Origin of the sequence: Bacillus sp. FJAT-28004, from assembly GCF_001280845.1 — a bacterium.
GTDB lineage: Bacteria > Bacillota > Bacilli > Paenibacillales > Paenibacillaceae > Pristimantibacillus.
In genome coordinates this window covers 985,613-1,000,703 of sequence record NZ_LGHP01000002.1, presented here as the reverse complement: position 1 = coordinate 1,000,703, position 15,091 = coordinate 985,613, and the positions used below count along the sequence as shown (strand labels likewise).

At 43.6% G+C, this 15,091-nt stretch carries 11 protein-coding genes; 7 read left to right on the top strand and 4 right to left on the bottom strand.

Going from position 1 to position 15,091, the window contains the following annotated elements; all coding sequences use genetic code 11:
* Positions 1-348: 348 nt before the first annotated feature.
* Positions 349-3,105 carry a glycoside hydrolase family 2 protein gene (locus AC787_RS26400; RefSeq protein WP_054027923.1) on the bottom strand — a complete coding sequence of 919 codons (2,757 nt, stop codon included), beginning with the start codon at positions 3,103-3,105 and terminating at the stop codon, positions 349-351.
* A gap of 255 nt (positions 3,106-3,360) precedes the next feature.
* A complete protein-coding gene (locus tag AC787_RS26395) occupies positions 3,361-5,088 on the bottom strand; it encodes a hypothetical protein (protein ID WP_054027922.1) in 1,728 nt (575 codons plus the stop codon).
* Positions 5,089-5,247: 159 nt separating this feature from the next.
* Between AC787_RS26395 and AC787_RS26390 the strand changes: the two genes are divergently transcribed.
* The 5 genes from AC787_RS26390 (at position 5,248) to AC787_RS26370 (ending at position 10,877) form a co-directional block, all read left to right on the top strand.
* Positions 5,248-6,243, top strand: coding sequence for a sugar-binding protein (locus AC787_RS26390; RefSeq protein WP_054027921.1), 996 nt, complete (start codon positions 5,248-5,250; stop codon positions 6,241-6,243).
* Complete coding sequence (locus AC787_RS26385; RefSeq protein WP_054027920.1) at positions 6,240-7,691, top strand: sensor histidine kinase; 1,452 nt, start codon at positions 6,240-6,242, stop codon at positions 7,689-7,691. The genes AC787_RS26390 and AC787_RS26385 overlap by 4 nt, the downstream gene beginning before the upstream one ends.
* Positions 7,666-9,009 (top strand): AraC family transcriptional regulator, encoded by a 1,344-nt coding sequence (locus tag AC787_RS26380; protein WP_054027919.1) that lies wholly within the window; start codon positions 7,666-7,668, stop codon positions 9,007-9,009. The genes AC787_RS26385 and AC787_RS26380 overlap by 26 nt, the downstream gene beginning before the upstream one ends.
* A 225-nt stretch (positions 9,010-9,234) precedes the next feature.
* Positions 9,235-10,608, top strand: a complete 1,374-nt coding sequence (locus tag AC787_RS26375; protein ID WP_054027918.1) for a sugar porter family MFS transporter — start codon at positions 9,235-9,237, stop codon at positions 10,606-10,608.
* A gap of 53 nt (positions 10,609-10,661) precedes the next feature.
* Positions 10,662-10,877, top strand: coding sequence for a YrzA family protein (locus tag AC787_RS26370; RefSeq protein ID WP_054027917.1), 216 nt, complete (start codon positions 10,662-10,664; stop codon positions 10,875-10,877).
* Between the two features lie 73 nt (positions 10,878-10,950).
* Here AC787_RS26370 and AC787_RS26365 read toward each other — a convergent pair whose 3' ends face one another.
* A complete protein-coding gene (locus AC787_RS26365) occupies positions 10,951-12,402 on the bottom strand; it encodes an amidase family protein (RefSeq protein WP_152970754.1) in 1,452 nt (483 codons plus the stop codon).
* Positions 12,403-12,775: 373 nt separating this feature from the next.
* Here AC787_RS26365 and AC787_RS26360 point away from each other — a divergent pair, with 373 nt between their 5' ends.
* Together AC787_RS26360 and AC787_RS26355 are read left to right on the top strand one after the other, a co-directional pair.
* Positions 12,776-13,795, top strand: a complete 1,020-nt coding sequence (locus AC787_RS26360) for an alpha/beta hydrolase (RefSeq protein ID WP_235561126.1) — start codon at positions 12,776-12,778, stop codon at positions 13,793-13,795.
* A 96-nt stretch (positions 13,796-13,891) separates the two neighbouring features.
* Positions 13,892-14,749 carry an SDR family oxidoreductase gene (locus AC787_RS26355; protein WP_054027915.1) on the top strand — a complete coding sequence of 286 codons (858 nt, stop codon included), beginning with the start codon at positions 13,892-13,894 and terminating at the stop codon, positions 14,747-14,749.
* 120 nt (positions 14,750-14,869) lie between these two features.
* On the opposite strand, the gene AC787_RS34205 is transcribed toward AC787_RS26355, so the two are convergent.
* The coding region (locus AC787_RS34205) for a hypothetical protein (protein ID WP_200930765.1) at positions 14,870-15,091 on the bottom strand (222 nt) is incomplete at its 5' end.

Genomic DNA, 15,091 nt, shown 5'->3' with positions numbered 1-15,091 from the left:
ACATAAATAAAGACTCTTCAGCAACTTAGCCAAAGAGTCTTTCATTTGATTTATCCATAACTAATATTAGTTTATCATTAAAACTAATGATCCGATTCATCCCATTTTTTCGAATAGGCTTTCTTCGTGACCCATAGTGTCAACCATGTGAGCAATACAACGATAATACCCGAAAAAATCCAAACACCTGCAGGAACGTTCATCTATATATACCCCCTCTTCGTCTACTCCCTCTATTTTACAAGATCCAATTTGATTATTTTCAACAGATCCGTTAACAAATTCGTAACTTTTCTTATCATAAATCATCATGGAAGGAGTAGCAAATGACGGTTCATATGGGATGAATTAACCTTTGTGGTGAACGATAATATCGATCGGATAACGACCGGCATTGCGTCCGTAAAGCGTCAACCCGCCCTGCTCAACTTCTAACTGAAGCTTAAAGCTGCGGTTTTTGTTCAGCTTTGCCGTAAGAGAGCTCGGCAGAATGATTTTGCAGAGGTAGCCGTATGATCCTGCATCCTCCAGCTTGTTGGAAACCGCTTGATAGTGCCATGACAGAACGCCGCGGCTATCCGCTGGATCATCTGTCAGTACAATCGTGTCAACCAGCTGTCCGTCAATGAGGACGTTCAGCTTAGCTTCATGGCGATCCGAATCCGTCATAAAATAAGAATTCATGTTGTACTCCGGATCAGAAAGCGCACCATGCATAAAGGAGATGTCCAGCTTTTTCTGAACGCTTTCCTCAAGATCGCGTTTTAGCAGACGCTTGGAGCCCGCTTCAAAAAACAGCTCGATATCATAAATCATCGTTTGCTCCGAAATGGACGGAAGCTGCACATCATACGTAAATTGACCCGCTATACCGCCATTCACTTTATGATCCTGCAACGAATTCCAGCTATGCGGCCATTCGCTACCAACGAAGCTTGCAACCGGCACGCTTATAATTTGGCCGTCGACCTCATATTTTCCATTTGTTTGGCCGCTGCGAACATCGAACGTAACGAAGTTGCGTGTAATCGTTTTGTTATCGGAAGAAAATAGACGTACCGCAAACACCGCAACAGCATCTTGTTGAGGCATCTTTAAGGTAAGTGGCTGCAATGCGCTCACGCCATATCCGTTCCAGTCCACAGCTTCAATTCCTGATTGTACGACGACACGCTCACCTAAATTGTCATAGGACAGCTCCCATGCCAGCTGAAGCGATTGACCATGGTAACGATCCGAGAAGCTAGAACGCAGTAGATCTAAGGTAACAGAAACACCTTTATCCAGTGTTTGACAAGGAGGTGCATCGATGACGATAAAATCAGGTGAATGCAAATCTGCAATCGTCATGCCTGGAACGAACCACTCGTAACCAAAATGTTTGTCGGTGCCGTCCAAGCGGTAATAACCGTTAAATTCATTTACAACATCACGAAACTCTGTAAATACAAAACCGCACATTTTATCATGACGGCGGAACTCATTCATCATATACCTGTAATGCCACGCTAAGTCACTATCTCCTGCTCCGCCTTCGATCCCCCATACATTGCCGCATTCGCTATTCATTAGAGGAGCATCCGATTGCACGTTGCCAGCAGTATAGTTAAATGTAGAGCCTACGAACGTTTTATCAACGACCTCCGTTACATGGTTGCGGAGCTCATTGTAACCATTGATATAGAAATGCCAAGTGTTAATATCCGATTCCACATGATCATAGTTACATGGAGAATTATCTTCTACAATCCGGGTTGGATCAACCTGTTTGGCCCATTGATAGATTGAGCGTACCCACTCCTGCGTTTGCGGCAAATAATTTTGCGGATGTGCAGCGTCTGTTGTGAGGGAAGCGGATTCACTTTCCGTCTTCAAGCCCCATGTCTCATTAAACATGACCCAAGAGAAAATAGACGGGTGATTGTAGTCACGATCTATAATTTCACGCGCTTCACTCTCGTAAGCAAGTCTTGCCTGCTCATCCGGGTCTCCCCAAAAACATGGCATATCCTCCATCACGAGGATTCCAAGTTTGTCAGCCCAGTACAGCTTGCGCGGCTCTTCTGGTTTAATGTGAATCCGAACGAAATTCAATCCTAAACGTTTCAAAAGAAAAATTTCATCAAACATCTCTTGATCGGATGGATAGGTGAAAAATCCGGTTTGATGGAAGGATTGGTCTAATGTTCCATTCAAATAAACAGGCTTGCTATTCAGCGTTATCCAGCGATAGTTTCGATCGCCAACGATTGCAGTTGAAATTTCACGAATACCGAAATAAGTGCTGATGGCATCTGTCTGACCATTGCTGGACAAGGACACTTCGCCTTCATATAAGAAAGGCGATTCTGGGCTCCACAGCTTTGGGTCTGCGACAACAAATGAAGTGCTGATCGTATTGTTTCCTTCTGTCAGCTCGGCTTCGAATTGATGTGATACTTCACCCTCTGCAAATGAGAAGGAAAGCTGCGCATGACCTGCACTGCTTGCCATAACTCTTGTCGTTACTTGAACGGTCCCATCCAATTTCGTATTAAACTTCGAATCCTGAACATAGTTTTGTGGACGAGCCTCGAGCCATACAGGCTGCCAAATGCCCCGAATTTCTCCATAACCTTGCTTACCGCGGCCTTGGAAAGAATGATCAAAGTCTTCAACACGAACCGTAATCGAGTTCGTGCTATTTACTAACCATACATCTGTTACATCGAATTCAAAATTGCCGTAACCGCCTTCATGCGAACCCATTGAGATCCCATTTACCCAAACGTCGGACTTAAAATCGACCGCACCAAAACGAAGGAATACTCTAGCATCAGCTAGAGCTGGTGTCCATTCCACTTCCTTATCGTACCAAGCGATTCCTTTGTCATTGCTTCCGATTCCCGACAAAGGACTTGACCATGAGAAAGGAACTGTTATTTCCGCGTTCAAGGATTGCCCCTTCGACTTCTGCCAATCTGCACTTAGGCCACGGTTCTCGTGATCAAATTCAAATGACCAGGTGCCATTCAAATTCAACCATTCCGAGCGTTGCCAATCTGGCCGAGGAAACTCAGCCCGGGGAATGTTGACCTGTGAAGCATGTACCGTATTTAAAGCCATTATTAATCACTGCCTCTCCATTTGATATTTTGGTTTCGTTCATTAAGATTAATTATAAAGTTAATAATAAACTGAAATGACAACCATTTCGTAACAAGAATACGTCTTCATTAACTCGTTTGTCAACCATTACTTTAAAAACACCTCAATTATCCGTTATATGATTAACTGTTAAGTTACTCTAATGCATGAGGAAACATGAATTAAAACAAAATAAAGAAGCTGGCCTCAGCACAGCTCCCTTTAAGCATGATTCTAAAGTTTTCTTATCTGTCCGATAAACACCTCGGACGTCAGCCATTTCCGAAATACAAGAAATAAAATTACCGAAGGCAAGCTTAACAATGCGCCGAGCTGCAGCATTAATGTGCTGTCCATTTCGCCTGAACTCGCTAACTGTACTAATTTCATGATCGGTGATTGCTTTTCGAGTTGAGAGGTATAGATGAATGATGGTAAATAAGAGTTCCAAAGTGCCACAAATTGAAGCACCCCAAGCGCAAGCAGCGGCTTCCATATTTTCGGAATAAAGAGCGTAAAGAACGTATGCAATTCACCTTTTTCCGACGCCTCGGCTTGAGCCTTCAAATCAGCATGCCTTCCGTTGAAAATACTTTTGAGAACAAATACCGCAGCTAGATTAAAAAATCCTAAAAACATTTGCGGAAAAATCGTATTGACCAACTCTAAGTTCCGTATGAATATATACTCATTAATCATTCCGCTTCCCATCGAAATCACAATAAGAAGAAACAGCTTATATAGGCTGCGTCCAGGCAAATGTTTGACTGTTAGCGGATATGCAAGGGTTACGGTCATCAACAAAAAGATAATGACAGCAACAAAATTGATAACTGTATAGGAAAATACATTCCAGAAGGATATGAAGTTCCACACCGATTGCCCTGCTTCTCGCGCTCCCGTAAACGGGTAGATGAACAACATATATAGTGAAAATAGAACAGCTATCGAGTAAAGGCATGCTGTTACAATCCCGATTAAGCTTCTTCCTTTATTCGCTGTTTTAATAACAGCATCTGTGTGTTCACTAAATAATTGTTTCAAAAACAATTTTTTCACAATGAAATAAGCGATGATCGTAAAAAGTAGTTGAACAACAAATTGAAAAACACCAGCTGCGGCGGAAGGACTTACGTTCATCATTAAAAAGCCGAGTTTAAAGATATAGGAATCAAGCGTCTCTCCTGTCACGGATACCAATGGATTCAATAAACTCCTGATTAGCTCATAATCAGTGGACATGATAGCAGACAGCTGCAATACCATAAAGGCAGCAACTGCTTTAAGCGCTGGAATCACATTCATCGCACTGTAGCTAATGCTGCTCTTAAGCTCACTGTTTTGTCTTTTCACTGAGGCATGCTTTGATGCAATTGCTGCTAGAGCAATGACGATAGGAATACCACATGTTTTCAACACTTCAATAAACACGATTGTAGGACGAATGTACGATGCATCTGCCAAGATTAGTGTCCCCGAGGTTATAAATGGGGATGTACTTTCCGACAGTATATAAACAAATATGAACGCAAAAACAAAAGAAGGAATAAAGAAAGGAACAAGAAATAAAGACGAGAACAGCTCTCTCAACAGCTTGTAGCGAATACTGCTCAGAGCAAGCGCCAAGAGGAATGCTATACAACCGCTAACTAATATATAACCCGCTTTTATGACAAATGTATTTACAATCGTCCTTCGAAAGATCTCATCGTCAAATAATTGGGCAAAATGATTAAAGCCCACCCACGTGCTCTCAAATAAGCCAACAAAAACTTTGTAATCGACGAAAGACATCATTATACCGTTTGCAAATGGAAGCAGCTTAAATATAAAAATAAGCATGAGAGCAGGAATAACGATCAGATAGTGCAGCTTGAATTTCCATATTCTCTGTGGCAGGCTGGCCGGATCAGTCGAATGGTTATGCAGCTTGCTTTGAGTAGACGGCGGTTGATGCTCCATGATGTACCCCTTTCCAGTTTCCTAATTTTTACTAAATTATAATGATTTACTTATAAATTGTATAGTTACAATATCCTTCTATGCCGCAGCAACTTTTGATTATTCATTTGTTCTTGTATAATAATCCGATATCAATGGACGCTGTAAGGGAGTTGTATGATGTCCAATCGAAAATGGAACATTGGCATAACCATTCTGTTTATCGTATTCTCCAGCTTGCTGCTAAGCTTCTTTCTCTCTACGCTGCGAATAAGAGCGCTGTTGCAGCCTATTCTCACAAGCGAGGTCAACCCGAAACCTCCTTATCATGTTGTTCTCATTTCACAAGAGATCGATAATCCTTATTGGCGATCGATTGAACGAGGCGCAAAAGATGCAGCGGCTGTATATGGGATGGAGCTTGAATATACAGGACCATTCCGTATTAATCCGGCGGAGCAAATCAAGCTGCTAGAGAAAGCTATCGCAGCCAAAGCTGATGCACTGCTCGTGCAAGGGCTAAGCGACCCCCAGTATACTGCATTGATCGATAAAGCTATAAACTACGGTATTCCTGTCATTACGATCGATACGGATGCTCCGAACAGTCGACGGCTCTCTTATGTCGGCACAAACAATTTGGATGCTGGCAAAGTTATGGGTGAATTGGTTGCGAAATCAACCGGAAATCGTGGGCAAATCGCCGCTTTAATCGGAAACGAGCAAGCGCCAAATCAACAGCTGCGGTTAGCAGGATTGCGAGAGGTAATCTCACGTTATCCCGAACTAACCCTTGTTGAGGTTCGCTCCTCGAATATTTCACGTCTTCAGGCTGCAGGAGAAACGGAGGAGCTGCTGAATCAATATCCGCAGCTGAATGTAATGGTTGGCTTAAGCGCACTCGATGCGATAGGCATTTCGGAGGCTGTCAAGAGCATTCGGCCAAAAGGCTTGCAAATATTTGCATTTGATGCGTTAGATGAAACATTAGAGCTTATCCGCAGTGGAATCATTCATTCTACCATCGTCCAGCAGCCTTACGACATGGGCAATGAAGCCATTTCGCAGCTGAATGATTACCTCCATGGCAAGGTGCTTTCCGAGCAGCATTTTACAAAAACAACTGTCCAGGGCCAGCAAACCTTAAATCCAGAAAGTGGAGAAAAGAGCCCATGACCATTCGTACTAAGCTGCTCATCTTCATACCATTGCTCGTTCTGCTCGTTAATTTGATTACCTTCTTTTTATTTCAAAGTGGAAACATGGTTCAGCAAAGCTATAATCAAATGATGGATCGGATCCTCTTGTACAACCAGTCATCCAAGTCTGTTGAAAACAATTTAAGTGCGCTATATAACTATTTACTTAATCCTGGTGACATTAATTATGAGCTGTATGAACAAAATCTGATTGAGCTAAAGGAAATGCGCCTAAAGCTCCAAGTTCATTCGGAGGCTTCCACTCGCTCATCTACCATAACGAGCTATACCCATATGCTAGATACTTTCTTACAGCAGCAGCAATCCGCTTTAACTGCCGTCTCAGCCGAGAGTTCAAAAGCTTCGCTAATCCATTACGAAAATGCCGAAAGGACAGCAAACTTCATTCGAGAGGACAGTCAACAGCTGGTCGAAATGGAATTAAACATCTATGAACCTATCTATGAACAGATCCAAGCTGAAAATAAGCGCATGTACCTGCTCGGAGCCGCCGTCTTCATAACCAACACCCTGCTAAGCATTTTACTTGCCATATGGATATCACGCAGCATTACCGGACCTGTAAGCAGTCTCGTTTCACGTGCAAAGCAGATATCAAAGGGTCACTTACTGCAAAGTTCAAACCAGCAGCAAGCCAAGGATGAGCTTGGCGTGTTATCAGGCGCATTCGAGCAAATGTCGAGCGATCTCCTCGGATTAATGGAGAAGGAAAAAGAAAGCTTGGAGAAGGATCGACTCGTCAAGGAATTAGAGCTTCAGGCGTTGCAAAGCCAAATTAATCCACATTTTCTCTTTAATACGCTCAATGTGTTATCCAAGCTGGCACTTATTGAAGGAGCCGAGAAAACAAGCGATCTGATCGTCTCGATGTCAAATTTATTAAGATATAACTTACGCAATCTAGATCATGCGGTCACGCTCAGGGACGAAGTTGCTCATGTCGAAGAATACTTCACCCTTCAGCAAGCGCGCTTTCGCGACCGCATTCAGCTCGTGAAGGATATCGATCCATCTGCGATGAAATATCACATACCAGCGCTCACACTTCAACCTATCGTAGAGAATGCTTTTGTGCATGGCATTGAACGTATGGAGAAAGGTGCGATTATCCGTCTTGAAATAAAGCATGATCAGAATAATATACACATCTCAATATCCGATAACGGCAGCGGAATGACTGATGAGGTTCGACAATCGTTGTTGCGAATGGAATCTGGCGCATTCACAGAACAATCAACTGGCCTTGGCACAAAAAATGTGTTTAAGCGTCTTCAATTATTTTATGGTGTAAATGAATTAATCGATATTGAAAGCGAGCTGGGTAAAGGAACGACGGTCACGATCCGAATACCTGCTAGAGAGGATGGTAACCACGTATATGTACCGACTGTTAATCGCAGATGATGAAGCACTAGAACGAGAAGGATTGGAATTGATCGTTGAACGCATGCTTCCAAATACCTTTCAAATTATCCATGCCGAAAATGGACGTGTAGCGATTGAAATGGCGGAGGAATACCGCCCGCATATCGTACTCATGGATGTAAATATGCCAGGCATTCAAGGCTTAGAAGCCATCCGCGAAATCAAGCTTACATTGCCGGATGCGAAATTCGTCATGGTGACTGCTTATGATTATTTTGCTTATGCCAAAGAAGCCCTTTCCCTTGGAGTTAAGGAATATCTAGTCAAGCCTGCCAAACGCGAGCAGGTGGTGCATACGCTTCAGCAGCTAATACAAGAGCTCGAGCTAGAAAAACGGAAACGTTCGGATGAATTAGAGCTGAGGCAAAAGGTTTCTCAATTAATGCCCTTAGCAGAAAATGAACTAGCTATGATGTTTATGGTCGATAACGTTACAAATACCGATATCGAGCAATTATCAGAATGGCTCAGCTTTCCACTAGGACAAGGCTGCGCTATCGTGATCGCTTTTCCCGAACAAGTCAAAACAAATCATAAACAAAAGATATACGATACAATTAGAAGCTTTGTCAAAACAACAATAAAGAATAGTATCGTAAGCTCCTTCATTGATCGCCACATGGCTATCTTCATCAACCATGATGAAGCTTTTGTGGACGCAGACTGGAAAGCAGCCGGAACCGCATTAGGTGAAGAGCTAAGCACAATAGCTGAACGTCAGCTGGAGGCGGATATACTAGTCGGTATCGGAAAAACTCGCTCAGGTGTTGAAGGGCTGCGCAAATCCTATTTTGAGGCAGTATTCGCCTCCAATTATTATGAGCAATGCGGTAAGATATGCCACTTCGATGAATTAATACATGGAGCAGTACCTTCTCTAGATCGTGTGAACAAGCAACCTGAAAATATGGAAGCTATTCCAGAAGCGTATGTTCTCTCGGCTATGCAGCGTATACGAGAGCAGCGCGAGAAACAAACACAAACGGTTTTGGACCGTGCACAACGTTTTATTCAGAGCAAATATACCGAGGATCTCTCACTTGAAGAGGTAGCCGATTCCGTCCATCTAAATCCTCACTATTTCAGTAAAATATTTAAACAACAGGTGGGTACGACGTTTATTGATTATGTTACTGCCCTCCGTATTGATAAGGCGAAGGCGTTAATGGCAACGGGACAACTAAGCTTGAAGGAAGTATGCTTCGAGGTCGGATATAACGATCCAAATTACTTTAGCCGCGTCTTTAAAAAAGTAACCGGCGTTACCCCCTCCGATTACCGTGGTCAAACGAAATGAACAAAAATAGTAAAGTCCATGTTGCTTTGACATGGACTTTTTTGTGTTTAGATGACAACAAAATGCTAGTTCTCATCATTCGAATCGCTATGCTTCGATAGTCCAAAATTAATGCAGGAATAACACTTATTAGTGAAGGATATAACGCGCGGACTCGCTCTTTTTGCATGATATAATAAAGTTCGTTTTCATACAGGATAGGTTTGACAGAGAGGAGAAACGAATATGGGATTGCCGATTACTAACAAAAATGAACAAGTAAGCATGAAATTTGTGACGCTTGTTTCCATTGTTTCCGCTCTTGGCGGATTATTATTCGGTTTCGATACAGCGGTTGTATCAGGTGCTGTTGGTTTTATGGAGGATCACTTCGACTTATCTAAACTTCAGGTTGGATGGGCCGTATCGAGTTTAATCATTGGCTGTATTGTAGGTGCGGCTATGTCGGGTGTTTTGGGCGACCGCTTCGGACGCAAGAAGGTGCTCATAGCAGCGGCGATCTTGTTTATTATCAGTTCGATTGGCTCAGCTATACCAGACACTTTTTCTGCCTTTATTATTGCTCGGATAATCGGTGGAATCGGGATCGGGATTACCTCTACTTTATGTCCGCTCTACAATGCTGAAATTGCCCCAGCCAAATATCGCGGCAGACTTGTTGCACTAAATCAACTTGCCATCGTAACAGGTATTTTTCTTACTTATTTCGTAAACCTTTGGATTTCTGGCTCTGGTGATGAAGCATGGGCTATCGCCTCCGCTTGGCGCTGGATGTTCGGCGTTGGCGCTGTTCCTGGTTTGTTGTTTTTAATTTTGCTAATTTTTGTGCCCGAAAGCCCAAGATGGCTGATCAAGCAAGGACGCGCAGCGGCAGCTCTTCCGATTTTATTGCGTATTCATGGAGAAGAGCTCGCCAAAAAAGAAGTGATCGATATTAAGCAATCGTTCGAACAAGAGAGCGGTTCAATTCGACAACTGTTTTCTCCTGCGCTCCGAATTGCTTTAATTGTAGGCGTTGGACTCGCTGTTCTTCAGCAGGTAACAGGCATTAACGCTGTCATGTATTATGCGCCTGAAATTTTCAAAGCAACAGGTGCTGGCACAAACGCTTCTCTGATCCAAACGATTTTGGTTGGCTTCATCAACTTAGTGTTCACCCTCGTTGCTCTATGGCTCATCGATAAAGTAGGACGTAAAGCGTTGCTGCTTGTTGGTTCCGCTTCGATGACGATTTGTTTGTTGGTTATAGGCATCGCTTTTCAAACTGGACATGCTGCCGGCCCGCTCGTACTTATTTTCATTTTACTGTATGTTGCTTCTTTCGCTATCTCGCTTGGTCCAGTCGTATGGGTCATCATGTCTGAAATATTTCCAAACCGTATTCGCGGAAAAGCGACTGCTATTGCAGCTATGGCGCTCTGGGCAGCTGATTATCTCGTTTCACAAACATTCCCTCCGATGCTAAGTTCAGCTGGTCCTGCCGTTACATTCTGGATTTATGGCAGTATGGCGCTGCTCGCCTTCTTGTTTACATGGCGTGTTGTACCGGAGACAAAAGGAAAATCACTTGAAGAAATTGAATCTTTGTGGGCGAAGTAATATCTCTGTATAATAGGTTTATGTTATAAATCTATGTTTAGGGGATAAACAAAATGGACTTCCGATTAGATTTAATTGAAAATAAGATCGAATTTTTTGAAGCGTATGATTTGAAAACGTTGGAGCGTAAGATCGATCAGCAAATCGAAAATAATAAAGGTTTGTTGTTAGAGGTATTCCACGTCAGCCATCATGCTGTATTTAATCCTAAAATCGAAAAAATGCTTTATAGCGCGGTTGTTCACTTTAAAGCGAAAAAATTAACATAGGAAAACCTCCCGACTTCAACTGTCGGGAGGCTTTTTTAAGTTTTCGTGATGAATGGTCTCTCTACCTGTCCAATTAAATAAAACTCTTTAATGAAGGCGGACGCCTAACCTTGCTATACTGCTCGTATGAATAAGCGAGTTTAATGAGCATCGGTTCCTCAAATGCTCTTGCCGCGAATGTAACACCAAATGGTACGCCTTTTGCTGTATAACCTGCTGGAACTACAATCGAAGGATAACCTGCACGCGAAGTAATTCTTGCCCCAAAGTCAGCGGGAAAAAGCAATGCGTCAAGCTCATGCTCCTTCATCGTGGCATCAATCCCCTCGTCCTTGCATAAACGGAGATCAGCGATGCGATCACGAAGATAAGGCAGCTCGGTCTGCGTGCCGGAAGTCGTTGTCTCTGCACGCAGCAGCGTGGATTGTCCATATTTCAACGTCTCGACAGGATGCTCGTTATTAAAAGCAATAATGTCTTTAAGCGAGTGAATTTTGCCTCCTGGTGGCAGCTTGGACAAATAAGCATTTATCGAAGATTTAAATTCATTCAACACAACCGAGGAGTAAACAATCTGCCTAGCCGTTCTCACATTTGCCGGATCAATGATGACCGCCCCATGCTTTCGCATCAATTCTACCGCGTTGTTAAATATCTCAAGCTGCTCATCCGTCAATTCCTCAAAAAAATAATCTCTAGGAATGCCGATTCGTGCGCCCTCAAGACCTCGAGGATCGAGGAAAACACTATAATCTTTTTGTTTGTACCAATAGCCCGCGCCCATTGCTGCATCAGCAGCATCATGCTCCACTAAAGCATTTAATACGTGTACGGCATCGATTACGGTTCTTGCCATCGGACCAGCCGTATCCTGCGAGTTCGAGAGTGGTAAAATGCCTGATCGGCTCACTAGTCCAACTGTCGGCTTAATGCCAACGGTTGAACTTAAATTACTTGGATTTAAGATCGATCCTGAAGTTTCCGTGCCAATCGAAGCCATACAAAAATTACATGCCACCGCTACGCCTGAGCCTGCGCTTGATCCACCTGTCGGCGTTGAAATATTATAAGGATTTAGAACTTGACCACCTCGTGAGCTATAGCCGGAAGGCATTCCGTCTGTCATAAAATTTGCAAACTCCGTCATATTCACTTTCCCTAATAGGATAGCGCCCGCTTCTCGAAGCCGCTTCACGATGAAAGCATCTTCTCCCGCATATGAATTTGCAAGCGCCAGCGAGCCTGCACTCGTATGCATGTTATCGCCCGTATTAATATTATCCTTGAGTAAAATGGGTATGCCGTGAAGCGGCCCTCTTGGCCCTTGTTCAGCACGTTCGCTATCTAGAGCAGAGGCAATAAATAAAGCATCGGGATTAAGCTCAAGCACCGAATTAATCGTGAGTCCATCTTTATCATGAGCTGCGATTCGGTCAAAATAAAATAGTACAAGCTCGCGAGATGTGATCTCGCCAGATTCCAAAGCCGCTTGAATGGACGAAATGGTTGCCTCTACGATTTCCATAACTTTTAATCCCCTCATATGACCCGAATATGTACGATATGAGCCTAGTATATACTATTTATTGGTAAAGGACATCATCAGTGATGGTATGATTACCTCCTCTTCGCTCGCGCATTTCACTACGTTTTATAATTAACATTTCAAGGCTGTCAAATGATTTTAAGCTCGAACTAGAAATATTGTAGAAAAGGAATGATTTTCATAAGAAATGAAACACTAATAACGAATGATCAGCACAAAGAAGTCAGCAATACCTTTGCCTTCTCCACACTCAAACAATTACTTCAACAATCCTCTCCCTTTAAGCAGCTTTCTTCAGTATGATAGACACATAGAACAAATTCACAGATAAACCGCCTACTTGGAGGAATGAATGACTATGACAATGCTGATGAGTAAAGTTGTAATTGGAATAGGTGGCTTTGCGGTCCTTTTTTTCGGCTTACTTGCCGCGATCAGTTATTATTTCTATTACATCGCAATTAAACGAAACTCCAAAGCATTCTTAAGCAACAATCAGGATTTAGCACAAGTTCATGGCGATAAGGACACCGACGATCAAGCTGCAATTGCATTAGCAGATGATACTGGCCCTACGCCAGTAGAGGCGATAGGTGTGGAATGGGTAGAAAAACAAGCTTATGAAACGTGGCGCATTACTTCTAATGACGGCATCTCCTTAGTTGGCTATTACCTTGCATCAAAGACATTAACCTCCAAAACCGTTATTCTAGCACATGGCTATTCTTCGCAAGGGAAAGATATGGGCAGTTTCGCAAAGTTTTATTATGAGAAGCTGGGATATAACGTGCTGATGCCCGATGATCGAGGTCATGGCGATAGTGAAGGCGATTACATCGGCTTCGGTTGGCCAGATCGAAAGGATTATCTTCTTTGGATACGCAAGGTCTTAGAGAAACACGGTGATAAAGTACAAATCGTGCTGCACGGCATTTCAATGGGCGGAGCAACAGTTATGATGGTCAGCGGAGAAGACGTTCCGAAGCAAGTCAAGGTCATCGTGGAGGACTGCGGATATACTTCCGTTGCCGATCAGCTTTCTTATCAACTAAAGCGGATGTACAAGCTGCCTGCATTTCCTATTTTGCCTGCAACCAGCTTATTAACCCGCCTTAAAGCAGGTTACAGCTTTGAAGAGGCATCTGCGATTAAGCAGTTGGATAAAAACAAGCTGCCCATGTTCTTCATTCATGGTTCCGCGGACACTTTTGTACCTACCGAAATGGTGTGGAGGCTTTATGATGCCTGTAAAGCTGATAAAGATATTTATATCGCTGAGGGCGCTGGACATGGTATGTCCTATGGCACTGATACAACAACCTATGAACAGAAAGTGGCGGCATTTCTAAGCCGTTTTGTTATGAATGGATAGTTTCTGACCGCATCTTCTTTATTTTGCACATAACCTATATCCCTCCTTGATATGAATAAACAGACAGAATTATTCTAATTCAGAGGAGGTTATAGAATGGGACCTTTTGCAAACGATCTGTTGCAAGGAAAGGTCATTCTCATAACAGGAGGAGCGACAGGCCTTGGCCGCGCCATGGGTGAGAAATTTATTGCGCTAGGTGCTAAACTCGCCATTGCCAGCCGACGCGAGGCGGTACTCAAACAGGCAGCTGAAGAAATGAGTGTGCCGACAAACACCGTGTACTACAAAAGCTGTGATGTACGCGATCCTGCACAAGTGCATGAGCTGATTGAAGCTGTTGAAAATCATTTTGGACAAATCGATATCCTCGTCAACAATGCTGCCGGTAATTTCATCAGTCCTACTGAAAGGCTCTCTCCAAGAGCAGTGGATACCATCTTACATATTGTTTTACATGGTACTTTCTACACGACACTAGAGGTAGGAAAGCGTTGGATAGAACAAGGAAGAGGCGGTACGATGCTGAATATCGTCACGACATATGCTTCAACCGGCTCGGGATATGTCGTACCGTCCGCAGCAGCAAAAGCTGGCGTTCTAGCACTTACGAGGTCGCTCGCTGTTGAATGGGCACCTTACGGAATTCGTCAAGTTGCGATTGCACCAGGCCCATTTCCAACAGAAGGTGCATGGTCACGTCTCTCTCCTACTCCTGAGCTCGAAGCGAAGATGATAAGCCGTATTCCCTTAAACCGCGTTGGCGATAAAGAAGAACTAGCCAATCTAGCCGCATATTTAGTTTCCGATTTCGCTCAATATTTGAATGGTGAAGTCGTAACGATTGACGGTGGTGAGTGGCTGCAAGGAGCAGGCCAGTTCAACAGCTTAGTAGACGTGACCGACAAGCAATGGGATGCTCTGGCTGAAATGACGCGCAAGGGTAAGGGGTGAGATTACGCTCCCCATTCCAATGAATCTTTGAATAGAAAAGCAGCTCATTTCTCGTAGAGTCATGAGCTGCTTTCTTGATCAAGCAATGCTTATCCTAATCTTTTGCGTCTTCTGCATCGATTAAGGTCGATTGCCTGGACCACCTGAACGATTGCCACCCGAGCGATTTCCTCCTGTACGGTTACCGCCAGTGCGGTTGCCTCCTGTACGGTTTCCTCCAGTTTGGTTTCCTCCAGTACGGTTACCGCCAGTGCGGTTTCCTCCTGTACGGTTGCCGCCAGTGCGGTTTCCTCCTGTACGGTTGCCGCCAGTGCGGTTTCCTCCTGTACGGTTGCCGCCAGT